We start from the raw sequence: 21,841 nt of genomic DNA, 5'->3' as shown, positions 1-21,841 counted from the left end.
CACTAATTTTATATAATGATTGAGTTTTGAATGATGGAATGATTGAATGTGAATAGCATAGTTTCCAAAATCCATCCTCTATAATTATTGAATTTTCAATGATTGAATGATTAGTTAGTACGCCTGCACATTCATTCAATCATTCACTCATTCTTTCATTCTATCATTCTTTCATTCTATCCTTTACCCGTTCGCTAATTAATTCTCAAAACTGTATTCCATTCCTCTTGTTATAGTTATAGATAAAAACCTACTACCATGACAAATGAAAATTTAAATACAGTAATTAGAAATGCAACAGAGGCTTTAAAATATCCAGAGCTTTATCAGAATGTTTCCGCTTCAGAGCGTTGGTTATCGGGTGCAACCGGAACATTTTTGCTTTTCAAAGGGATAAAGAATATTTTTTCTCATCCGGTAATCGGATTAACAGCTGCGGTTGCTGGCGCAGGTTTACTTTATAGGGGATTAACGGGTTATTGCCCATTAAAGGACTATGAGGAGCAGGCGGTTGCTAATGTACCTGATGAAGTGGTGATTACAGAAACCTATGTTGTTGACGATTTGGCGTAATAAATTCAATACGAAACTTCCATTTCTTGATAAACTGGTTAACTTTAGAAAGTTAATCTATAAATATGAACAAATACGCATTATTAATTATCCCAACATTATTTGCCGCACAAGCAACAATGGCCCAAGATAAAAAAACTGATCCTGCGAAAGATCCAAAAACAACAGAAGTTTGGGAGCCAGTTCCGAAAACGGTAACTCCGGGAAAGCTACCTCAAGAGGCACCATCGGATGCTATCATTTTATTTGATGGAAGAAATTTAGATGCCTGGCACTCTGTTAAAGATCCGAGCAAACCTGCCGCCTGGACTATTGACGATGGTTTTTTTACCGTTAAAAAAGGTACTGGCAATATTGAAACGAATAAAAAGTTTACCGATTACCAATTGCATATGGAGTGGAGAATCCCCACTAATATCTCTGGCGAAGGACAATCGCGAGGAAACAGTGGTGTATTTTTAGCGTCAACAGGTGGAGGAGATGAAGGATATGAAATCCAGATTATGGATGCCTACAACAATAAAACCTATGTTAACGGACAAACCGGAAGTGTTTACAAGCAAGCGGTTCCTTTAGCTAATGCCAATAAAAAACCGGGAGAATGGCAATATTACGATATTATTTGGAATGCTCCTCGCTTCAATGAAGATGGTACAGTAGCTAAACCAGCAAGTGTAACGGTGTTTTTAAACGGTGTATTGTTACAAAATAATTTTATCCTAAAAGGCGAAACCAGATATATTGGTGCTCCAGAGTATAAAAAGCATGGAGCAGCTTCTATTAAGTTACAAGATCATGGCGATCCAAGCCCAGCGATTAGCTTTAGAAATATGTGGGTAAGAGAATTATAATTATTCATCCCTTTCGGCTAATGAACTTAACGAAAGCCTGCAAATTTTTGCAGGCTTTTTTATTTTGTGGCCTACATTGCAATGTTGGTAGTGTGAGCTACCCTTGCTATTAAGTTAAGCTAAACCCTGTCAGCCTGAGCTTGTCGAAGACCTTCTTCATCAGTCGAAACCTAAAATATATTGTCCTTAAACTAATTGTCTCTATTTCACATCGGGAAGCTCAGGATCACAACACATTTTAATTTTCTCTTATAGTTAATAGCATTAGTGACGCTAAAACAGAAACATAAATACTAATTTGTGCAGCTTTTTTCTGTGCACAAAAATTAGTGCACAAAAAAAAGCTGCACAATAGTGTGCAGGTAATTGCCCTGCAGATAAAAAAGTGCACAGCAAGAAAGTACACACTGGATTTTAACCGGGCCTGCTTTCCGATGATAAAATAGATGTTGCTGAGGCAAGTTGAATTACCAAGTTGATTAATAGTTTTTAAACCTTCTGTAACATCTTCAGATAAGTTTCCCTATCTATCATTTCTGCGCCAAGACTGAGTAAATGATCATTGGGTAACTGACAATCAATTAATTCGATATTTAAGTTAGTGAGGTAAATTAGAGCCGTTTTAGATGCATTGCTTACCCGACTAAACATGCTTTCTCCACAAAATACTTTATTGATGAGGATTCCATAAAGGCCGCCAACCAATTTATCTTGCTGCCATACCTCAATGCTGTGTGCAAATCCCTTTTCATGTAAGTTGATGTAAGCTTTTTGCATATCATCAGTAATCCAGGTACCATCTTGTCCTTTCCTTGGCATTTGTGCGCAATTTTGGATAACTTCCTTAAAAGCCTGGTCGATAGTTACCTGAAAAACCTCCTCCTTAAGCACCTTTTTCATGCTTTTACTGATTTTGATCTGTTCCGGATAAATTACGCAGCGTTGGTGTGGCGAATACCAAAGAATGGGCTCTCCCTCACTAAACCAGGGAAAAATGCCGTTAGAATAGGCTACAAGAAGTCTTTCTAAGCTTAAATCTCCTCCAACAGCAAGTAGTCCATCCTCTTCCGCCAGCGTGGGGTCTGGAAAGCTTACATCATCATCAAGCAATTGAAAAAACATAGGCGAAAATAAGAAAGAAAACAAAAGATTAAACCATAACGTTTTAATTAGGTCATACTTAAAAAATTGTCCAAACTATGAATGCTAAAGACAACTTCCTAAAAGTAAAGCACCTCTACAATCGCGCAGGCTTTGGGATTTCCTATACTGATTTACAGAAAATAAGTAAGAAAAAGCTGAGTAAAGCAGTGGATGGCTTATTTAAGACAGCTGATAAAGATGAGGCGCTTGCACTGGTAGATTCGAGCGAATCCAAAAGGCAGCTGTTAGTTCAGGCAGGGCTTTACGCAAAAAAAGATCTGACGGATGAAGAAAAGAAAATGCGCCAGGAAATAGTACGCATGCAAAATGAGGTGAGCAGAGATTTAAACATTGCCTGGGTAAATAAGATGATTAATACCGATGCGCCTTTAAGAGAGAAAATGACCTTGTTTTGGCACGGGCATTTTGCCTGTAGAAGTAACAATCCCATGTATGCCCAGCAACTTAACAATATTCAAAGAGCCCATGGTTTAGGCGATTTCAGGACATTACTGATTGAAGTTTCTAAATCTCCTGCTATGCTTCAGTACCTTAATAATCAACAAAACCGAAAGGGCCGTCCAAACGAAAACTTTGCGCGCGAGTTGATGGAACTTTTTACTTTAGGTAGGGGAAATTATACGGAGCAGGATATCAAAGAATCTGCACGTTCTTTTACGGGGTGGATGTACGATAAGGATGGCAGTTTTATTTTCAGACAAAATCAGCATGATGCCGGAACGAAAACTTTTTTCGGCAAGGTTGGTAATTTTCAAGGAGAGCATATTATAGATATTATACTGGAGAAACCTCAAACCGCCACCTTCATTGCTCAAAAGGTTTATAAATTCTTTGTAAACGATACCCCTAATCCCACTTATGTAAAGGAATTAGCCGATCATTTCTATAACTCAAAATATGACATTGCTGAGCTGATGAAAAAAATGTTTAGCTCAGAATGGTTCTATAATCCCGAAAATGTAGGCACTAAGATTAAATCGCCTGCTGAGTTTTTGGTTGGTTTGAGCCGATCCTTTTACGTAACTTATAACAAACCACAGGTATTAATCCAATTGCAAAGCAGTTTGGGGCAGTATTTATTTAATCCGCCCAATGTAGCAGGCTGGCCTGGTGGGCAAAGCTGGATTGATAGCTCTTCGCTCATGTTGAGAATGCGGATACCTTCATTGGTTTTGAACGACGGTGAAATTGATTTTAGTGGCAAGGCAGACCCTGAAGATGAAGCGGTAATTGCATTAAACAGGACTACAAAGCAGAAAACAGTTAAATCTTATGTTAATGCCCAGGCTAATTGGCCTAAGTTTTTAGATACTTTGCCCAAAAGCTTAAGTCCGTTGGAGCTGACTGAGTTTCTGCTTCAACCCAAATTAAATAACAAAATTACCCAAATGGTAAGCGATAATAAAGGTTTGCGCAGCACAGCAGTAGAAATTACGAGTATGCCAGAGTATCAGCTTTGCTAAAATTGCCCTCAATCATTAACAAAACATCCAGGAGATGAACAGAAGAAATTTTTTAAGAAATACGGGTTTTGCTGTGGCAGGATCATTATTTGTACCGGCTTTTATGAAGCCGCTTGAAGCCATGGCGCTTGATGAGCTTTCGCTTTATAAGAATTTGGTGGTGGTACAGCTTTCGGGGGGCAATGATGGCTTAAATACGGTTGTGCCCTTTGGGAATGATATATATTACCAAAAGAGAAGAAGTATAGCCATAAAGCCGGAAGAGGTGATAAAGTTAAATGATATGCAGGGTTTAAACCCTAACATGACGGCCCTACAGGAAATATACGATCAAGGCTGGATGACCATCATTAATGATGTTGGCTATCCCAACCCCGATCGTTCACACTTCAGGTCAATGGATATTTGGCAAACGGGAAGTGATAGCAATCAATTTTTATCTACCGGATGGATTGGTCGTTACTTAGATAGCAATTGCCAAACCTGTAAATTCCCATATACGGCTATTGAGGTGGACGATTCATTATCACTGGCACTAAAAGGACAAACCAAAAAGGGAATTGCGCTGAAAGATCCGGCTGCGCTATTCCGCAATACCAACAATCCTTTTTTCAAATCCATGATCCAAAATGAAAAGGAACATCTGGATGAAGACAACTTAGGCTATCTGTACAAAACGATGATTGAAACCTCTTCGTCTGCAAGCTATATTCAAAACACCTCTAAAATTTACCAGTCGAAGGCCAGCTACCCAACAAGCGGTTTTGCTAATCAGCTGAAAACGGTGTCTAAATTTATTTCCTCAGGTTTGAAAACAAGGGTGTATTATGTTTCGCTGAGTGGATTTGATACCCACGTGAATCAGATTGGCCAGCAGGGAAACTTATTAAAGCAATACAGTGAGGGGATGGCTGCCTTCTTGAAAGACTTAAAAAGCAATAACAAGCTAGAAGATACCCTGGTAATTACTTTTTCGGAATTTGGGCGAAGAGTGGAGCAAAATGCCAGCAATGGTACCGATCATGGAACGGCTAACAATATGTTTGTATTTGGTGGCCGCTTGAAAAAGCAAGGTATTTTTAATGCCGCTCCTAATCTTGGCGATTTGGATACCGGCGACTTGAAGTATCAGCTGGATTTTAGACAGGTTTACGGAACTATTCTGGATAAGTGGTTAGACGTAAATAATGCCGATATTTTGAGCAAGAAATTCAATACCCTGGATTTTATCTAGTATTAGTCCTATCTCTAAAATTTAAAAAGCCAGTAGATTTTCTATTGGCTTTTTAAATTTACAACAATGTTCTATTTTCTCTTCAATACATAATTGGCTTTGCTGTCATCTTTTACATTTCGTGAAGAATATACCTGGAAAAGTTCGTAACCATAGCTTTTCATTTTATTTACGGCATCAATGGCCGAGTTGAAGGCTATTTTTTTACCATCATCATCTTTAATGTATAAATCTGCTGAGTCATATGGTTTTTGTCCATATTCTAATTCAATCCATGTTTTATCGGCAAAGGTGCTTTCCACTGCCCTAAGTTCTATTACATCAGCTTTAATCTCGCTCAATCTAATGCCGTTTACGGTTTGCGCTTTAACACCGGGTAGTGCAAAGCAAGCGACCAGGGCCGCTGTAGTAAATAGTGTTTTCATATTGTGTTTCTTTTGTGTGTACCCTAAGATAACAAGAAGCTTTAAATGAATCAACTATAAAACCTGGCTTGGCTGTAACAATTTTGGCGTGTAGTTATCTTAAAAATAAAAGCGTATAATGAATTTTATTGGCAACATCATCTGGATTATTTTTGGCGGGATATTTATTTTCTTTGAATACATTATTGGAGGCTTAGTACTTTGTTTAACCATTGTTGGTATTCCCTTCGGTATTCAGTGCTTTAAATTTGCCATTGTTGGCCTGGCTCCTTTTGGGGTTAAAATTTCGGATACTTCTTCCAATACCGGTTGCCTCTCTACCATTATGAATATGATTTGGTTAGTTTTTGGAGGTTTCTGGATTGCCCTTACGCATTTGTTCTTTGGCATTTTACTCTGCCTCACCATTGTAGGGATTCCCTTTGGAAGACAGCATTTTAAGTTAATGAACCTGGCCTTTACGCCATTTGGCAAATCAATTAGTTAGGAGATCAATCCTATTGCCTTAGAATGTTTGATGGCTTCTTCACTGCTTTGAAAAAGACAATATTTAACTCCTTTTTCTTCCACCTTTTTTAACAGGGCTTTGGTTTCCCGTTCTTTTTCTTTTCTGATATTCCTGATGTAAACGGCAGTAATATTTTCCGGATGTTTTTCTACAATGGCAGTATAGATTGCAGGGTCTTGTTGAGAATTATCGCCAAAGAACACGAATTTCTGATTGGGAAAAGCATCTAATATCCGCATCACCCTAAGTAGCTTTCCTTCATGGCCGGTTTTACCTGTTTTAATTAAATCGCTCCAGTGTTTAAGTGTATTTAATAAAAATGCTCCATCGGGAAGTTGATTAAATCTAAAAGTTTCCAGCAGGTAATCGTATAAATTCCATTCGCTGCTGCTTACATAAAAGAATGGATTAGGCTGATTTGCAGCCGTTTGCGACAAAGCCAATTGTTGATAATGACTGGCCGCCTGCGGGAAAGTTTTCCGCGTTCGGGGATTTTTAATAAAAAGCTCTCTCAGGCGCCTGCCAATGGTAGCCGAATGAGAAACCATAATCGTATCATCAACATCAGAAATGAAAGCATATTGCGTAATGTGAGGAACAAAAACCTTTCCCTCTCCAATATTTAAAATGGAACCATCGTTTGCAACCGCCTCCACCTTAACGGTATGCCAGCCCGCCGGAACCTCCTGAGTAGCCTTCCATTCAAATTTAAAAAAACCATCAGCCTCGGTTTTGTTATAGATGGTTTGATCAAAAAAGCGCAGCCGAACCTCTACAAAAGGATAAGGTTTTAAAATAAATAGTTTAAGCAAATGGACAATGTTTATCCAGATATTATTGCTGTAAACTTGCTCGGTTTTGGCCTTGTACCTAAAAACATGGCCATAAACTACTAAGTTATGCGTATGGCCGTAGCCGTGATAAACTTTTACCTGCACCGATTTATTCATTGTATTTAAAACAGTGTTTGATATAAGTTGTTTTGCAGATACCTATAAAGGCTGAAACAATGAAACTATTATTTATCATCAACCCCGGATCCGGAAATCATGAACTCGATTTAAAGGATATCATTACTACCTATTTTAATGATAAATCAGTCGAAATAGATTTATATGAATTACCCGAAGATTGTTCTCTGGAAAAAATAAAGCAAAAAATTGAGCAGGCAAAGGCCGATCGGGTGGTGGCTGTTGGTGGTGATGGCACCTTAAAGCTGGTTACAGAATGTTTGTTATTTCAGGATACCCCAATAGGAATTATCCCTGCGGGTTCTGCCAATGGAATGGCCAAGGAATTAGGCATTCCAACCGATATAAATGAAGCTTTGGCTATCGTAGAAAATGGTAAGCCCAAGAAAATTCACGTAGTGAAGTTACATGACGAGATTTGTATCCATCTATCTGATTTGGGATTCAATGCCTACCTGGTAAAAAAGTTCGATACCTTGCCCGAACGTGGCATGTGGGGTTATGCTAAGGCCACCTGGCATGCGCTATGGAATCATAAACGGATGGAGGTAACCTTGGATATTAAAGGCGAAAAAATTCAATCGAAGGCGGCTATGGTCGCTATCGCCAATGCAACCATGTACGGAACGGGTTTAAAGATTAATCCAGATGGTAAATTAGATGATGATTTATTTGAGGTGGTACTGGTAAAAGATTATTCTTACCTGGAGATTTTAAAAGTATGGTTTACCAAACTGCCTTTCAATCCCAAAAAAGTTGAGGTTTTTCAAGCTTCAGAAGCGACGATAACGTCTAAATATAAAGCTCATTTTCAGGTTGATGGAGAATATATTGGCCGGGTGAATACTGTAGAGGCTAAATTATTAAGGGATGCGATTTCAGTAATTATATAGCTTTTTCTGATGCGCCTTTACGGTGAAATATAATCTGAAGAATTCGGTAATGAAGCATACTTTAAAAAGGATATCGAACCAGGCATCCCCCAGGTTTAGCCATTCAGGTAATAAAGTGATAAATCCGAAGGAGAATACCCAAACCACTAATCTGAAGGGAAACTGTAGGTAGTAAGTGATAAAGCCGAACTTTTTAAGCAAGAGTAAACCACTTGCTGATAAAAACAGTGATATAAAAATTGGAATGGTTAATATCACCCTTGCCTGAGAAAGAAACTGATCGGGAATTTCGTTTAAGTGGGTGATTAAAGCCCAAAAGGGCTGGGCTAAAAACAGGATGCTGATGATATCTAAAAGGCCAAAAAATCTAATCGTATTGCGCATTACTTACAGTATTTCTCCAGGTATTGATCGGCGAGTTTGCTTCCCATATATTTTACAAACAGGAATTCTTCACAAGCTCCTTGCTTATCGCCTTGTTTTATTTTCTTTAGTCCGTTTTTAATCCGGGATTCCAGGTATTCGTCATCTATGCCCAACTGGTTTTTAATGGCAATAATTTGTACCTCCTGACCAGGCTTGGCTTGATCGATATTTTTATAAAAGTTAATTACAGAATTAGTTAGTGCTTCTTCATTTTGATAAGCACGGATGGCTGCTTGTATATCTTCATTGGTTTTACCATCGCAATAGCCGGCAAGTTGAAAATTTACAGGCGCAATAATGGATATAGTTGTATCATAGCCAGCAGGAACCTTCCATTTACCACTACTTAAGCGTACAAGCCGTAATGCCTCATCATCCAGCTCAGTTAAAATCCCCTTGCTCACCCTCGAATAATAAACTTTCCCGTTTTCATCTAATTTAAAACTGATATTAACGGTACCCTGAATGCAGTTGTCTCTGGAGTATGAAGGATAAACGGTATTGTCTTTCAAGAAGCTTGCAAAACCTGATTTGCCGCTTTTAAACTGCACCTGTCCAAAGGCAAGTGCACTATAAAAAATTAAACCAAGGATGATTAGGTTTCTCATAGAGCTAATTTACGAAAAAAGAGAGAGTTTTTACCGCAGAGTACGCAGAGAGAATGCGCAAAGGTTCAAAATTAAGCTTCTATTTTCCTATATGGCTTATATGGTTCAGAATAAGCGTATAATTTTACCACCAAGCCACAAATATCAAGAATGGAGTTTCTCTTTAAGCTCTCTATTGGCCAGTAATCGCTTAGCGTGCTTTGCGACAAACTTTGCGAAATTAGCGGTTCTCCACTAAATTATTCGAATGAATATTTTAAGATCAACATCGGATCAGGGCAATTGGCGAGATATTCTTCTCTTTGCGAATATTTACATACCCCTGGATAGTCGCCTTTTAATCCTTGCATGTCATTTATAATCTGCATGTGCAGATGAGGTGGCCAAAAGCCATTTTCTTCTTTTACACCCAGTTCAGCAATTTTTGCTCCTGCCGGGATGATCATTCCTTCCTCCAATCCTTTTAACGAAGCCAGACTTAGATGTCCGTATAAAACGTTGAAGATAAGCTCCTCTATGTTATAGCTGAGGATAATGGTTGCGCCGTAATCGCCAAAGTTATTGTTGTTGGCAAAGCTATGTACTTTGGCATCGTAAAAATTATAAATGCTGGTATTGGCAGGTGCCCAAATATCTACACCTAAATGTAACCGCCTGGGCTCTTCGGCAGTATTGAAGTGTTCGCTGCGTGCATAAATGGTACGATGCTCGTTGTAGCCTCCAATACCATGTGTGGCCTTGTTGTTATGGAGTTTTGCATTTACCCAACTGCTGAAAAGATTAGTATCGCTTAGTATTTCGGGGCTTAGTTCGGTATTTGTTGCGGTAAAATCTAATGGATATAATTTATCCGTTTTACTGTCGAAATCAATTACTTTTTGAATGTGACTGGCCTTTGATGTAATGATTTCCTCGAAATTTTTCATCACTTAAGCAAAAATGTAAACGTAGTTATAAATGTAATGCGAAAGGGCACCACCAATCACAAACAAATGCCAAAGCTCGTGGCTGTGCATCCATTTATAAAGTTGCTTGTCTTTTGCATAGTAGTAAGTGCCACCAATATAAAATACTCCACCAAGAAGCAACCAAAATATAGAACCAATGGGCAATGTACCCAGCATTTTCTGTATCAGGGGTACAATGAGGCAACCCATTAAAATGTAGATGGTTAAGGAGATTGCAGTGCTTTTTAACCGATTAAAAATTTTAAGTAGGCAACCTACTATAGCCACAAACCATACAATGGCAAATAAACTCCAGCTTAACCAGTCGTTAAAAACCAGTAGGGCTGTGGGAGTGTAAGAACCTGCAATCATTAGATAAATACAGCAATGATCAAATTTTTGCCAAAAACGAACGCCATAATCTGTACTTGGATAGCCATGGTACATGGCACTTACCCCAAATAGAACAAAGGTACCAATGCTGTAAATCCATGCCGCCGTGAATTCAATGGGCGTATTACATTTCTGCAATAAGAGATACGCTGCCGGAATAGCCAGCAATGCGGGTATAAAATGGGTAAAGAAATTAACCGGTTCTCTTAGCTTCCTCACAAATTATTCGCTGTCTTCTTCTGGCTGTCTGGGTTCTTTAGCAATTTTTTCAAAAATCTGATCCATACGCTCAACATATTCGTTGGTATCATCTACGAAAAATGTAAGCTCAGGAACTACCCGTACCTGGTGGCGGATTCTTGAACCCAGTTTATATCTGATTTCTCCAGCGTGCGCATTTACCGTATTGATGGAAAGCGTGGTGTTGGTGGTATTAAAAAAACTTAAATATACTTTGGCAACGGCTAAATCTGGCGATACACGAACGCGTGTAATGGTAACCAAGGTATTAGGCAAATAAGCTGCGCCCTCCCGTTGAAAAATCTGTGCTAACTCCTCTTGTAGTACTCCTGCAAATTTTTGCTGACGTTTACTTTCCATTCTAATTATTTTTTCATCACTGCAGGCAATGCATCGGGCTTAGCCTGCAATGAAGGGTTTCACTTAATATAATAAATTATCGTACGGATATCGGGCGGTATGAACTGCCTTTACCTTGTCATACAATAGTGTTTTAAACTCTTCTATATTCTCTTTTTCAGTAGCCGAGATAAATAAAACAGGTACTTTATCATGGCTCATCCAGCTTCTTTTAAATTCTTCTAAGGTTAGCTTACCATCATCCTCTTCATTATCAACTTCTGGCGAAACATAAGCATCAATTTTATTGAATACTAAAATCATGTCTTTGTCTATTGCACCAATATCTTTCAGCGTTTCGTTAACGGTATGAATCTGATCCTCAAAGTTGGGGTGTGATACATCCACTACGTGAATCAGAATATCTGCCTCGCGTACCTCATCTAATGTAGATTTAAAACATTCTACCAAGTGGTGAGGAAGTTTACGGATAAACCCAACTGTATCTGAAAGTAGAAAAGGGAGATTATCAATCACCACCTTGCGAACGGTTGTATCTAATGTAGCAAAAAGCTTGTTCTCTGCAAAAACTTCTGATTTAGAAAGCATGTTCATGATCGTAGATTTACCTACGTTCGTATAACCTACAAGTGCCACGCGGATGAGTTGACCACGGTTTTTACGCTGTGTTTCGTTTTGTTTATCAATTTGTCTTAAGCGTTCCTTAAAAAGGGTAATTTTAGAGAGGATAATCCTTCTATCGGTTTCGATCTGACTTTCACCAGGTCCGCGCATTCCAATCCCCCCTTTTTGACGCTCCAGGTGAGTCCACATTCTGGTTAAACGTGGTAAAAGATATTGCAGTTGGGCAAGTTCCACCTGCGTTTTTGCTTGTGCTGTTTGTGCCCTTCCGGCAAAAATATCGAGGATTAAATTACTTCTATCTAGAATTTTAACATTCAACTCCCGTTCAATATTACGCAATTGCGATGGAGAAAGCTCGTCGTCAAATACAACAAGATCAATCTCTTCCGACTTTACATATGCTCTTATCTCCTCCAGTTTACCGGTACCTACAAAAGTGGCACGCTCTGGACGAGTCATTTTCTGTGTAAAATATTTCTCTACCTTTCCTCCAGCGGTATCCACTAAAAATTCCAGTTCTTCTAAATATTCTTTGGCCAGATCATCAGAAGTTCCAGGTGTAATAACGCCAACCAAGACCGCTCTTTCCTGCTTTACAGCAGTATCATAAAATTTCTGTTTTCCCATGTATTAGCAACAAATATACAAAATTTGCAAACGAGTAATCTTATTTACAACCAAGCTGACAGAATAATGGTTTTGGAGCAGGAATGGCTTTGGTTAATTTTAGCACTGAGGAAACAGCGTTAAGACACAGTGGGTACTGAGGAGTGTTATTGAATTCTTCGTGTTTTACCACCTAAGGTATCTTAGACATCTAAGTACGTACCCCGCCCATTCCCTTATTCCTTATTTCCTTTCCGTGCATGCTGTGTTTCCGTGGTTAATCTTGTCATAGTTAATTTTCTCAGTGCAATCTCCCTTTAAAACTCCTCCGCACTGTGATTAAGTTAATATTGCAGATAACTAAAAACTCCTATTTTCTAAAACAAAAAAAGCCGCCAATTGGCGGCTTAAGAGCATTATTATGTTTAACTATTGAAAAGAATATGCCGCATTAGCACTTAGTACAGCTCCTGTAGATTTTCCTTCGGATTTCATTACACCATCTACCCAAATTTGTAAGTTTAGGGTAGAGGTTGCTGAGGTTCCGGTAGCACTAACCGCAGCAGCAACAGCGATAACTGACGAAGGAACGGTGTATTCAGGACTGGTCCAGGTTGATCCGCTTAAGCTTGTGAATGACTCATTACCGCCTTTACCATCACTTACTACGGCAATACCAATAGAAGAACCAGCTGAGGCTACTGCTTTATAAACCACTTTGTGTGTAGTTACGGCAGGGGTATCGTTATCTTTCTTACAAGAGAACAAAAAAGTTAAACTTAGGATTAAAGTTAAGGACAAAAAATGTTTAATGTTTTTCATGGGTATTTTGTTAAATGTTCTGCTAAATAAGGCTAAATGCAGATTATACCCTAGTTTTAAATGAAAAATACCCATATGCAGGCATAGAAAACTACCTGTTTATGGGTATTTTTGTAGAAAGGGTTTTAGCTTCTACAAGTTTTTCCTGATAGAAAAAAATCCTACAGTTGGCTTACAAAATCTTGGATAGCCAGGCCTGGATTATCGGTTTTCATAAAATTTTCGCCAATTAAGAAACCATTGAATCCTGCACTTTTTAGCTCCAAAATTGTTTTTGGATCACTGATGGCACTTTCAGAAATTTTGAGAAAATCATCAGGGATCTGGTTCACTAAATCAAACGAAGTCTGAATATCTACAGTAAAATCTGCCAGGTTCCTGTTGTTTACACCAATGGCATCTAGGTGTGGACAGATGCTTCTTTCCAACTCTTCCTGATTATGTACTTCTAACAATACGTTAAGCCCTAGATTATGTGCAAATTGCCCTAAATCAATAATTTGTTGTGGCGTTAAGATTGCGGCAATGAGTAAAATGATATCAGCTCCCCAGGCTTTAGCTTCCAGGATCTGATATTCATCAATCATGAAATCTTTTCTCAGGATAGGGATATTATTGGCTGCTCTGGCGGCTAAGATATCATCAGTTTTGCCACCAAAAAAATCTACATCCGTTAATACAGAAAGTGCAGATGCGCCTGCAGCGTTATATGCTCGTGTTACTTCTGCGACATCCGAAACACCATTAATTAACCCCTTAGAAGGCGAACGGCGTTTAAATTCTGCTATAATCCCTGTTCTGTCTGGTGCCAGTAAAAAATCTTTAAAAACGTAAGGTGTACGTTTGAAATGTTCTGCCTGCTCTAAATCTTTCACAGAGATCAAACGTTTTGCATCAGCAACCTCTTCTTTTTTGCGGATTACTATTTTATCTAAAATATTCATGTTTTCTATTCCATATTTAAGAAGTTAACCAATTTTCCATCATTTGCTTACCGTATTCGGTAAGTACACTTTCTGGGTGAAACTGTACCCCACGCACATCTAAAGTTTCGTGCCTTAAAGCCATAATTTCACTTTTATGGTCTCTGGCCGTGATTTTTAGACAAGAAGGGAAGTTTTCCTTACTTACTACCCAACTGTGGTAACGACCTACATTTATGGTTTGAGGGCATTCCCAGAATAAATACTCATCGCCATCTACAACGGTTACCGGAGTGGCAATGCCATGCATAGGCCTCCCTAAGTTTAAAAGCGTTCCGCCAAAAACCTCTGCAATGGCCTGTTGCCCTAAGCAAACGCCAAAAATACTTTTAGTTGGCGCGTAGGTTTTTATTACGTCTAACAGTAAGCCTGCTTCCTCCGGTATACCGGGTCCAGGAGAAAGCAAGATTTTATCGAATCGCTCTACATCGGCTAATTCAAATTTGTCATTCCTCCATACCTCGGCTTCATAACCTACCTCGTTAATTAAATGAACCAGATTATAGGTGAAGCTATCGTAATTATCGATGACTAAAACCGTTTTTTTATCTTTATTTTCCATTACAATTTTCTAATTATTGGTTGGGTACTATGACTAGATCCCCTCTGCCATTTGTATCGCTTTGCGCAATGCAGCAATTTTATTGTTTACCTCTTGCATTTCTGTTTCAGGGACAGAATCGGCAACAATGCCTGCTCCTGCGCGATAGTGTAGCTCGTTATTCTTACTCATAAAGGTTCTGATCATGATGGCATGATTAAAGTCATCATTAAAGCCCATAAAACCTATGGCACCTGCATAAAAATTCCTTCCTAATTTCTCGTTCTCATCAATCAGTTGCATGGCTTTGTATTTTGGCGCTCCACTTAAGGTTCCTGCAGGATAAGTATCGGCAACCACCTTAAAAGCACTTACCTCATCCTGTAAATGACCACTCACTTTACTCACCAGGTGAATAAGGTGCGAATAGTACTGAACTTCTTTAAACGATTTAACCTCTACCCGGTTACAATGCCTGCTTAAATCATTTCTGGCCAAATCTACCAGCATTACATGTTCTGCGCTTTCTTTAGGATCTTGTTCCAGTTTGCGCGCTTGTTCTGCGTCTTCAATATCATTTCCACTGCGTTTAAATGTACCGGCTATTGGAAAAATGTTGGCCATGTTATTTTTGATGGTAATTTGGGCTTCTGGCGAAGAACCAAAAAGTTTGAAATTACCGTAATCGAAATAGAATAAATATGGAGAAGGATTAATCGAACGCAGGCAACGGTAAACGTTAAACTCGTCTCCAGAGAAAGATTGCTTATAGGCCCGGGAAGGTACGATTTGAAAAACATCGCCTCTGTAAATATGCTTCTGAAGTTTTTCTACCAGTTGAATAAAACCCTGATCGGTTAAATTAGATGATTCTTCACCTCGGATCTGGAATTTATATTCTGGATAATTTTTATTCTGGATGAGGTATTCCATTTTTTCCAGGCCACCTTCATCTTCACCATCAAAAGTATTTTTGAACAAGGTAATCTCATTCTTGAAATGATCAATCGCAATAATATAGCGATATAAATGATATTGCATTTCAGGGATTTCTTCGCCTTCCGGGGTAGCAGAGCTAAATTTTATATCTTCAAAATGCTGTACTGCATTCCAGGTAAAGTAGCCAAATAATCCGCTGGATATAAACTTAATATCAGGAAGTTCGCTGGCTTTAAATTTATCTTTAAAAGCAGAAATTTCTTCAATCAGGTTTTCACTTTCGGTAATTTCTACACTGCCGTCAGGGAAATAAGTTTCTAAACGGCTTCCTTTTAAAATAATGCCGGCAACAGGCTCGGCACAAACAAAGCTCATGGAGTTTTCACGACTGTGATAATCGGAACTTTCCAGCAAAATGCTGTTCGGGTAAACATCACGTAAGCGCAGATAAATACTTACCGGCGTAGTGGTGTCGGCAAGTAGCTTTTTGTAGGTTGTATTTATTTTAAACATTATATGATGTGTAATGACGTAAGTACTAATTTTTTTAAAAATAAAAAGCCCGGCGTGTGGTTCTACGCCGGGCTTTAATGGTTCTTTTAAGGTTTAGGTTGATAAACTATATTTTTCATACGCAGCCAGCGCAATTCATTTTTGAATTACTACGCCAAAGCCAAGTATGTATATTGCTGATCATGAGCCACAAAAATATAAAGAATTTCAAAAAATCAAAATGTTTCAGAGATTTTTAAAAAAAATAATAGCGAAAGCCCTATCTATTTAGCACTCCGATAAAATAGGAGGTTAAAATCAAGCCATTCTTGCTATTTTATCAATGTAACTAAGCACTTGAAGCTTAAGATACACCGAAAAATGTTCTGCTTGGGTCTGCTTTTGTCATTAATAAGATGGCAACAATAACAATAATGAGTGCAAGACCAAAGAAAATCGAAATTGTACGGTGTTTTGCAACTGCATCGGCTACTTTTTTAGATTTAGCATTTCCAACAGTGATTAAAATGATGGCAATAAGCATCATGCTGATATGCTCCATTTTCCAATAACGGCCCATTGCAATGCTACTGTCTATTTTATACCAGCCATTTAAAAAGTAAACACCTAAGCCTAAAAGCAATTGAATATGCGCACTAATAAGTGTAAACACATTTAATTTTCTATTGCCTTCGGTATAAGGTTTATTTCCAAACCAGCCAGATAATGCCTTAACTACAGCAATAATCAACAAAAGAAACACAACATAGCGCCATCCAGAGTGGGCACTTTTCAAAATATCATTCATAATATTAATTTCTATGTTTCAAAAATAGGTATTAATTGTAAAAAATAGGTTATTCAATACTATCAACGCTAATTTATATTAGTTTTAAACAAATTAATCCCTAAACAAGCTATGAAGAAAATTTTACTCGCCCTGGGGCTGGTAATTTCTACTGCAATTTCATTTGCACAGCAAACCACATTTCCTGTAAATGGTTCTTTTGACACCCGCCCGGGAATGTTTGCTTTTACAAATGCTACAATTGTAGTAAACGCCAACCAAACCCTCACAAATGCTACACTTTTAATTAAAGGACAAACTATCCAGGCTGTTGGTTCGGGATTGGCAGTACCTCAAGGTTATGTTGTTATTGATCTAAAAGGGAAATTTATCTATCCTTCTTTAATTGATCCTTTTACCAGCTATGGCCTTACCGAGGCTGCGCAACAAACGCGTGCTTTTGGTGGTCAGCGTCAATCTATATTTTTATCAACCAAGAAAGGAGCTTATGGGTGGAATGAAGCCATCAGACCGGAAACTTATGTAAAGAACATTTTTTCTATTGATACTAAAAAGGCCGATGAACTACGTAAAATTGGTTTTGGGAGTGTAAATACCATTAGTCGTGATGGGATTGCCAGAGGCGTTTCTGCTGCGGTAACTTTAAATGAAGGTGCAGATAACAGTGTGATTTTAAAAGATGAAACTGCTGCCAACTACTCCTTTAACAAAGGCTCTTCTCAAAATGATTATCCAACTTCTTTAATGGGATCTATCGCCTTACTTCGCCAAACTTATTATGATACACAATGGTATGCTAAGCAAAAAGAGGAGTATAATATTTCTTTAACAGAATTTGGCAAGCAGCAAAATTTGCCTCAGTTGTTTGAGGTAGATGGTTGGGCGAATGTACTTCGTGCAGATAAAATTGGAAAAGAATTTGGCAAGAAATATATCATCAAATCGGGCGGAGACGAATACCAGAGGGTAAATGAAGTTAAAGCAACTGGTGCAACCTTAATTATTCCGTTAGCTTTTCCGAAGGCATATGATGTGGAAGATCCGGCAGAAGCCAGAAATGTGAGCCTAACCCAGATGAAGAATTGGGAAATGGCACCAGCAAATGCCGCAATCTTAGAAAAAGCAGGTGTTAAGTTTGCATTAACGGCATTCGGTTTAGAAAACAGCAGAGATTTTTGGGCCAATATTCGCACCGCCATTGAAAATGGCTTATCTGAAAAGCAAGCTTTACAATCGGTAACAGAAGTACCTGCCGCCATTATGGGGGTTGCCGATAAGGTGGGTTCAATAGAGAAAGGTAAAGTAGCCAACTTCCTAATCTCTTCTGATAATTTATTTAAGAACAGCAACATTATTTTCGAGAATTGGGTTCAGGGCAAGCGTTTTATTGTTAATAAAATGGATGTTAGCGATTTGAAAGGAAGCTACAATTTAAATATAGATGGTGTAGGTTCTTTAATCTTAAAAATTAGCGGAACCAACGGAGGCTCTACTGCAGCCATTGAAAGAACTGGTGTAGATAGCGTTAAAACTACAGCTACATTTAGTAGAAATGGCGATTGGGTTAGCATTAACTTTAACTTAAAGAAAAATCCGAAGGGAGATGTACGTTTAAGCGGTTACATCACCTCGGCAAATCCAATCGCTATTAAAGGCGAATCGGCCTTGCCAGATGGAACCATTGGTAAATTTACAGCTACTTATAAAGAAGCGCTAAAAGAAACGCCTAAAAAGGAAGAACCTAAGCCTGTTTTGGCTATGGGCCAGGTAATTTATCCCTTTACCGCTTTTGGTAGTGCTGAATTGCCTAAACAGGAAACGGTTTTAATTAAGAATGGAACCGTTTGGACCAACGAAAAGGATGGTGTTTTGCAAAACGCCGACGTGCTTTTAGAGAATGGAAAAATTAAAGCTGTTGGTAAAAATTTATCAGCCGGTGGCGCAAAGGTAATTGACGCTACGGGCAAGCACATTACTGCCGGAATTATTGATGAGCACTCGCACATTGCTGGTTCCGGGGGGATTAACGAGGGTGCTCAATCTGTTTCTGCTGAAGTTCGCATTACTGACATCATCAATTCTGAAGACGTAAATATTTATCGCCAGTTGGCGGGAGGTGTAACTACTTCGCATATTTTACATGGCTCGGCTAACCCCATTGGTGGCCAATCGCAATTGATTAAGCTGCGTTGGGGAAAATCTCCTGAGGAGCTGAAATTTGCAGGTGCCGATGGTTTTATCAAGTTTGCATTAGGCGAAAACGTGAAGCAAAGTAATTTCGGTACGGGAGCACGTTTCCCGGTAACCAGAATGGGTGTTGAGCAAACTTTTGTAGATGAGTTTACACGGGCGAAGGAATATGCCAAGGCCTTATCGGTAAAAGGAAATAATGTACGCAAAGATTTAGAATTGGATGCCATTGTAGAGATTTTGAACAACAAACGCTTCATTACCTGCCACTCTTATGTACAGAGCGAAATTAATATGCTCATCCATGTTGCAGATAGCCTTGGATTTAAAATTAACACCTTTACCCACATTTTAGAAGGTTATAAAGTGGCCGATAAAATGAAAGCACATGGCATTGCAGGTTCTACCTTCTCTGATTGGTGGGCTTACAAAAACGAAGTTGCGGAGGCCATTCCATACAACGGTAAAATTATGCACAATGTAGGGGTTACTACAGCATTCAACTCAGACGATGCTGAAATGGCGCGTCACTTAAATCAGGAGGCAGGAAAAGCCGTTTTGTATGGCAATGTGCCAGAAGAAGATGCCCTGAAGTTTGTAACGCTTAATCCTGCAAGAATGCTTCATATTGATGATAAAGTGGGAAGTTTGAAAGCAGGAAAGGATGCCGATGTAGTCATCTGGTCTGCCAACCCATTATCTATTTATGCTAAAGCCGAAAAAACTTTTGTAGATGGCGTTGCTTATTGGGATATAGAGAAAGATGTGCAGTTAATTAAAGCACAGCAAACAGAGAAGGCTCGTTTGATTCAAAAAATGCTTGAGAGTAAAAGCAAGGGTAGCCGTACGCAACGCCCGCTAGGCGAAGCGCCTCGTTTATACAATTGCGAAACTTTAGAAAATTATTCAGCAGAACTAACCGAAAACGAACATGTACACTAACCTAAAATATTTATTAAGTCTGGCCTTGTCGGCATCAAGCCTGATGTGTTTTGCGCAAGCCAATATATCGCCAGCCAAAAAGCAAAGTAAAACCATTGCTATAACAGGTGCAACCATCCATGTTGGAAATGGTACAGTTATCGAAAACGGGACCATTCTTTTTGGTAGTGGTAAAATTATTTCGGTGAGGGCCGATGGACAGGTTCCGCAAGATGATGTGGTTCGAATTAACGCCAGTGGAAAGCATATTTATCCTGGCTTTATTGCCGCCACAACCAACCTGGGCTTAACCGAAATTGAAGCCGTAAAAGCGACATTAGATTTTCAGGAAATTGGTGATTTTAATTCGCATATCCGTTCTATTGTAGCCTATAATACAGATTCGAAAGTTCCTGCAACGTTGCGCAGCAACGGTATTTTAATGGCGCAAACTACACCACAGGGCGGTGTAATAGCCGGAAGTTCGTCAGTTGTTCAACTCGATGCCTGGAACTGGGAAGATGCAGCTTTGCGTATCGATGATGCCATGCACATGACCTGGCCGGTAACGCCCCGGGTTAGGCCTGGATTTGGCGGTTTCGGAAGGCCAACTGTTTCTCCAGAGGTATTGGCAGAAAGAACCCAGGCAGCCATAAACCAGTTAAGCTCTTTCTTCGCAGAAGCGAAAGCTTATACTGAAATGGGAAAGCCTGAAACCATCAATACCCGTTTTGAAGCCATGAGAAAGGTGTTTTCTGGGCAGGAAAGGCTTTTTATTACGGCAGATAGTCAAAAGGATATTGTAGCAGCCGTAAATTTTGCCAAAAAATTCGGAATTACACCGGTAATTGCTGGCGCTGATGAAGCTTATTTAATTATCGATTTCCTGAAAGAAAATAATATTAGCCTGTTGATTAAGCAACCTCATGCCCTGCCTGGTAATAATGATGATGATGTGAACATGCCCTATAAAAATGCTGCAGTTTTGGCCAATGCAGGTTTAAATGTAGTATTAAGCATTGATGGCTACTGGCAACAACGTAACCTGCCTTTTATGGCCGGAACGGCAACCGCCTGGGGTTTAGATAAAGAAAAAGCCTTGTCTACCATTACGCTAAACGCAGCTAAGGTGATGGGGGTAGATAAAACAACCGGAAGTATTGAAGCGGGTAAAGATGCAACATTCTTTGTTTCTGCCGGTGATGCATTGGATATGAGAACCAATAAAGTAGAACAGGCCTTTATTCAAGGGAGAGACATTAACCTTGATAATTTGCACAAGCAGTTAGATAAAAAGTTTAGTGATAAGTATATCGCAGACAAGAAATAAATGAACGGCCGAAAGGCCGTTTTTTGTTACGCATGTTCTGTAAATGCGATAAAAGATGTAACCACAGAGAAAAAGAGGTTTTACACAGAGTAGCACATCTCAATTTGCCACGGAAACACGGAAAAACACAGAACTAATACCTTAATGGGCTTATATCTCTTACATGGTGAAAAAATTGGGTGCCTAGCCTCTGAACCATATAAGCCATATAAGCTCATTCGAAACTTAGGTGCCTAAGGTGGTTAAAAAATTTAAACAAGCTACTTGCCGATAAAAGATGTAACCACAGAGAAAAAGAGGTTTTACACAGAGTAGCACTGAGAAATGATGCCTGTTTTGCCACGGAAACACGGAAACACAGAGAACTTATAAGTTAATGAGCTTATATCTCTTACATGGTGAAAAAAATTGGGTGCCTAGCCTCTGAACCATATAAGCCATGTAAGAGCATTTGAACCTATTAGATGGGTTGTGGGTTACCTGTTATGTGTTACAGGTCTGGGAGCACAAAACTAATTCATTAGCCACT

General features: G+C 39.0%; 22 protein-coding genes. 8 read left to right on the top strand and 14 right to left on the bottom strand.

Going from position 1 to position 21,841, the window contains the following annotated elements:
- Positions 1 to 258: 258 nt before the first annotated feature.
- Both BMX11_RS23160 and BMX11_RS23155 read left to right on the top strand, forming a co-directional pair.
- Positions 259 to 573, top strand: a complete 315-nt coding sequence (locus BMX11_RS23160) for a YgaP family membrane protein (protein ID WP_090889681.1) — start codon at positions 259 to 261, stop codon at positions 571 to 573.
- Between the two features lie 65 nt (positions 574 to 638).
- Positions 639 to 1,424: a 3-keto-disaccharide hydrolase gene (locus BMX11_RS23155; RefSeq protein ID WP_090889678.1), complete on the top strand. Its 786-nt coding sequence runs from the start codon at positions 639 to 641 to the stop codon at positions 1,422 to 1,424.
- 489 nt (positions 1,425 to 1,913) lie between these two features.
- On the opposite strand, the gene aat is transcribed toward BMX11_RS23155, so the two are convergent.
- Positions 1,914 to 2,546, bottom strand: a complete 633-nt coding sequence (gene aat / locus BMX11_RS23150; RefSeq protein WP_090889675.1) for a leucyl/phenylalanyl-tRNA--protein transferase — start codon at positions 2,544 to 2,546, stop codon at positions 1,914 to 1,916.
- Between the two features lie 77 nt (positions 2,547 to 2,623).
- Between aat and BMX11_RS23145 the strand changes: the two genes are divergently transcribed.
- Together BMX11_RS23145 and BMX11_RS23140 are read left to right on the top strand one after the other, a co-directional pair.
- Complete coding sequence (locus BMX11_RS23145) at positions 2,624 to 4,051, top strand: DUF1800 domain-containing protein (protein WP_090889672.1); 1,428 nt, start codon at positions 2,624 to 2,626, stop codon at positions 4,049 to 4,051.
- Positions 4,052 to 4,085: 34 nt separating this feature from the next.
- On the top strand, positions 4,086 to 5,285 hold the full coding sequence (locus tag BMX11_RS23140; RefSeq protein WP_090889669.1) for a DUF1501 domain-containing protein: 1,200 nt from the start codon (positions 4,086 to 4,088) through the stop codon (positions 5,283 to 5,285).
- Positions 5,286 to 5,356: 71 nt separating this feature from the next.
- Here BMX11_RS23140 and BMX11_RS23135 read toward each other — a convergent pair whose 3' ends face one another.
- On the bottom strand, positions 5,357 to 5,710 hold the full coding sequence (locus BMX11_RS23135; RefSeq protein WP_090889667.1) for a hypothetical protein: 354 nt from the start codon (positions 5,708 to 5,710) through the stop codon (positions 5,357 to 5,359).
- Between the two features lie 118 nt (positions 5,711 to 5,828).
- Here BMX11_RS23135 and BMX11_RS23130 point away from each other — a divergent pair, with 118 nt between their 5' ends.
- On the top strand, positions 5,829 to 6,197 hold the full coding sequence (locus BMX11_RS23130) for a YccF domain-containing protein (RefSeq protein ID WP_090889665.1): 369 nt from the start codon (positions 5,829 to 5,831) through the stop codon (positions 6,195 to 6,197).
- Here BMX11_RS23130 and BMX11_RS23125 read toward each other — a convergent pair.
- The gene (locus BMX11_RS23125) at positions 6,194 to 7,168 is read right to left on the bottom strand and encodes an App1 family protein (protein WP_090889662.1); all 975 of its coding nucleotides are present in this window, start codon (positions 7,166 to 7,168) and stop codon (positions 6,194 to 6,196) included. The genes BMX11_RS23130 and BMX11_RS23125 overlap by 4 nt on opposite strands.
- Positions 7,169 to 7,227: 59 nt before the next feature.
- Here BMX11_RS23125 and BMX11_RS23120 point away from each other — a divergent pair, with 59 nt between their 5' ends.
- Entirely contained in the window at positions 7,228 to 8,082 is an 855-nt protein-coding gene (locus BMX11_RS23120) for a diacylglycerol/lipid kinase family protein (protein WP_090889659.1), read from the top strand.
- On the opposite strand, the gene BMX11_RS23115 is transcribed toward BMX11_RS23120, so the two are convergent.
- The 11 genes from BMX11_RS23115 to BMX11_RS23065 form a co-directional block, all read right to left on the bottom strand.
- Positions 8,068 to 8,466, bottom strand: a complete 399-nt coding sequence (locus BMX11_RS23115) for a hypothetical protein (protein WP_090889656.1) — start codon at positions 8,464 to 8,466, stop codon at positions 8,068 to 8,070. The two genes, BMX11_RS23120 and BMX11_RS23115, sit on opposite strands and share 15 nt — an antisense overlap.
- Entirely contained in the window at positions 8,466 to 9,116 is a 651-nt protein-coding gene (locus tag BMX11_RS23110) for a TonB family protein (protein WP_090889653.1), read from the bottom strand. The genes BMX11_RS23115 and BMX11_RS23110 overlap by 1 nt, the downstream gene beginning before the upstream one ends.
- A 239-nt stretch (positions 9,117 to 9,355) precedes the next feature.
- Positions 9,356 to 10,042 carry a peptidoglycan DD-metalloendopeptidase family protein gene (locus BMX11_RS23105; protein WP_090889650.1) on the bottom strand — a complete coding sequence of 229 codons (687 nt, stop codon included), beginning with the start codon at positions 10,040 to 10,042 and terminating at the stop codon, positions 9,356 to 9,358.
- A gap of 3 nt (positions 10,043 to 10,045) precedes the next feature.
- Positions 10,046 to 10,675: a PAQR family membrane homeostasis protein TrhA gene (trhA, locus tag BMX11_RS23100; protein WP_090889647.1), complete on the bottom strand. Its 630-nt coding sequence runs from the start codon at positions 10,673 to 10,675 to the stop codon at positions 10,046 to 10,048.
- Between the two features lie 3 nt (positions 10,676 to 10,678).
- Positions 10,679 to 11,056 (bottom strand): 30S ribosome-binding factor RbfA, encoded by a 378-nt coding sequence (rbfA, locus tag BMX11_RS23095; RefSeq protein WP_175474655.1) that lies wholly within the window; start codon positions 11,054 to 11,056, stop codon positions 10,679 to 10,681.
- A gap of 63 nt (positions 11,057 to 11,119) precedes the next feature.
- On the bottom strand, positions 11,120 to 12,307 hold the full coding sequence (gene hflX / locus BMX11_RS23090; protein ID WP_090889641.1) for a GTPase HflX: 1,188 nt from the start codon (positions 12,305 to 12,307) through the stop codon (positions 11,120 to 11,122).
- A gap of 408 nt (positions 12,308 to 12,715) precedes the next feature.
- Complete coding sequence (locus BMX11_RS23085; protein ID WP_090889684.1) at positions 12,716 to 13,108, bottom strand: hypothetical protein; 393 nt, start codon at positions 13,106 to 13,108, stop codon at positions 12,716 to 12,718.
- A gap of 161 nt (positions 13,109 to 13,269) precedes the next feature.
- A complete protein-coding gene (trpC, locus tag BMX11_RS23080; RefSeq protein WP_090889639.1) occupies positions 13,270 to 14,052 on the bottom strand; it encodes an indole-3-glycerol phosphate synthase TrpC in 783 nt (260 codons plus the stop codon).
- A gap of 16 nt (positions 14,053 to 14,068) precedes the next feature.
- Complete coding sequence (locus BMX11_RS23075; RefSeq protein ID WP_090889636.1) at positions 14,069 to 14,653, bottom strand: anthranilate synthase component II; 585 nt, start codon at positions 14,651 to 14,653, stop codon at positions 14,069 to 14,071.
- A 33-nt stretch (positions 14,654 to 14,686) separates the two neighbouring features.
- Positions 14,687 to 16,084: an anthranilate synthase component I family protein gene (locus BMX11_RS23070; protein ID WP_175474654.1), complete on the bottom strand. Its 1,398-nt coding sequence runs from the start codon at positions 16,082 to 16,084 to the stop codon at positions 14,687 to 14,689.
- Between the two features lie 343 nt (positions 16,085 to 16,427).
- A complete protein-coding gene (locus BMX11_RS23065) occupies positions 16,428 to 16,871 on the bottom strand; it encodes a cytochrome B (RefSeq protein ID WP_090889630.1) in 444 nt (147 codons plus the stop codon).
- Positions 16,872 to 16,982: 111 nt separating this feature from the next.
- Between BMX11_RS23065 and BMX11_RS23060 the strand changes: the two genes are divergently transcribed.
- Complete coding sequence (locus BMX11_RS23060) at positions 16,983 to 20,003, top strand: amidohydrolase family protein (protein ID WP_090889627.1); 3,021 nt, start codon at positions 16,983 to 16,985, stop codon at positions 20,001 to 20,003.
- A complete protein-coding gene (locus tag BMX11_RS23055) occupies positions 19,993 to 21,312 on the top strand; it encodes an amidohydrolase family protein (protein WP_090889624.1) in 1,320 nt (439 codons plus the stop codon). Before BMX11_RS23060 ends, BMX11_RS23055 begins: the two co-directional genes overlap by 11 nt.
- Positions 21,313 to 21,841 lie beyond the last annotated feature (529 nt).

This window comes from Pedobacter rhizosphaerae, from assembly GCF_900111155.1.
GTDB classification, from domain to species: domain Bacteria; phylum Bacteroidota; class Bacteroidia; order Sphingobacteriales; family Sphingobacteriaceae; genus Pedobacter; species Pedobacter rhizosphaerae.
This window is presented reverse-complemented; position numbering and strand designations above follow the sequence as displayed.

Excerpts from the sequence above, each read along its gene's own strand:
- rbfA (WP_175474655.1), bottom strand. The coding sequence starts at position 11,056 with ATGGAAAGTAAACGTCAGCAAAAATTTGCAGGAGTACTACAAGAGGAG.
- BMX11_RS23060 (WP_090889627.1), top strand. The coding sequence starts at position 16,983 with ATGAAGAAAATTTTACTCGCCCTGGGGCTGGTAATTTCTACTGCAATT.
- BMX11_RS23055 (WP_090889624.1), top strand. The coding sequence starts at position 19,993 with ATGTACACTAACCTAAAATATTTATTAAGTCTGGCCTTGTCGGCATCA.
- BMX11_RS23155 (WP_090889678.1), top strand. The coding sequence starts at position 639 with ATGAACAAATACGCATTATTAATTATCCCAACATTATTTGCCGCACAA.
- aat (WP_090889675.1), bottom strand. The coding sequence starts at position 2,546 with ATGTTTTTTCAATTGCTTGATGATGATGTAAGCTTTCCAGACCCCACG.
- BMX11_RS23115 (WP_090889656.1), bottom strand. The coding sequence starts at position 8,466 with ATGCGCAATACGATTAGATTTTTTGGCCTTTTAGATATCATCAGCATC.
- BMX11_RS23085 (WP_090889684.1), bottom strand. The coding sequence starts at position 13,108 with ATGAAAAACATTAAACATTTTTTGTCCTTAACTTTAATCCTAAGTTTA.
- BMX11_RS23070 (WP_175474654.1), bottom strand. The coding sequence starts at position 16,084 with ATGTTTAAAATAAATACAACCTACAAAAAGCTACTTGCCGACACCACT.
- BMX11_RS23130 (WP_090889665.1), top strand. The coding sequence starts at position 5,829 with ATGAATTTTATTGGCAACATCATCTGGATTATTTTTGGCGGGATATTT.
- BMX11_RS23110 (WP_090889653.1), bottom strand. The coding sequence starts at position 9,116 with ATGAGAAACCTAATCATCCTTGGTTTAATTTTTTATAGTGCACTTGCC.
- BMX11_RS23145 (WP_090889672.1), top strand. The coding sequence starts at position 2,624 with ATGAATGCTAAAGACAACTTCCTAAAAGTAAAGCACCTCTACAATCGC.
- hflX (WP_090889641.1), bottom strand. The coding sequence starts at position 12,307 with ATGGGAAAACAGAAATTTTATGATACTGCTGTAAAGCAGGAAAGAGCG.
- BMX11_RS23120 (WP_090889659.1), top strand. The coding sequence starts at position 7,228 with ATGAAACTATTATTTATCATCAACCCCGGATCCGGAAATCATGAACTC.
- BMX11_RS23160 (WP_090889681.1), top strand. The coding sequence starts at position 259 with ATGACAAATGAAAATTTAAATACAGTAATTAGAAATGCAACAGAGGCT.
- BMX11_RS23105 (WP_090889650.1), bottom strand. The coding sequence starts at position 10,042 with ATGAAAAATTTCGAGGAAATCATTACATCAAAGGCCAGTCACATTCAA.
- BMX11_RS23135 (WP_090889667.1), bottom strand. The coding sequence starts at position 5,710 with ATGAAAACACTATTTACTACAGCGGCCCTGGTCGCTTGCTTTGCACTA.
- BMX11_RS23065 (WP_090889630.1), bottom strand. The coding sequence starts at position 16,871 with ATGAATGATATTTTGAAAAGTGCCCACTCTGGATGGCGCTATGTTGTG.
- BMX11_RS23140 (WP_090889669.1), top strand. The coding sequence starts at position 4,086 with ATGAACAGAAGAAATTTTTTAAGAAATACGGGTTTTGCTGTGGCAGGA.
- BMX11_RS23075 (WP_090889636.1), bottom strand. The coding sequence starts at position 14,653 with ATGGAAAATAAAGATAAAAAAACGGTTTTAGTCATCGATAATTACGAT.
- trpC (WP_090889639.1), bottom strand. The coding sequence starts at position 14,052 with ATGAATATTTTAGATAAAATAGTAATCCGCAAAAAAGAAGAGGTTGCT.
- BMX11_RS23125 (WP_090889662.1), bottom strand. The coding sequence starts at position 7,168 with ATGAATAAATCGGTGCAGGTAAAAGTTTATCACGGCTACGGCCATACG.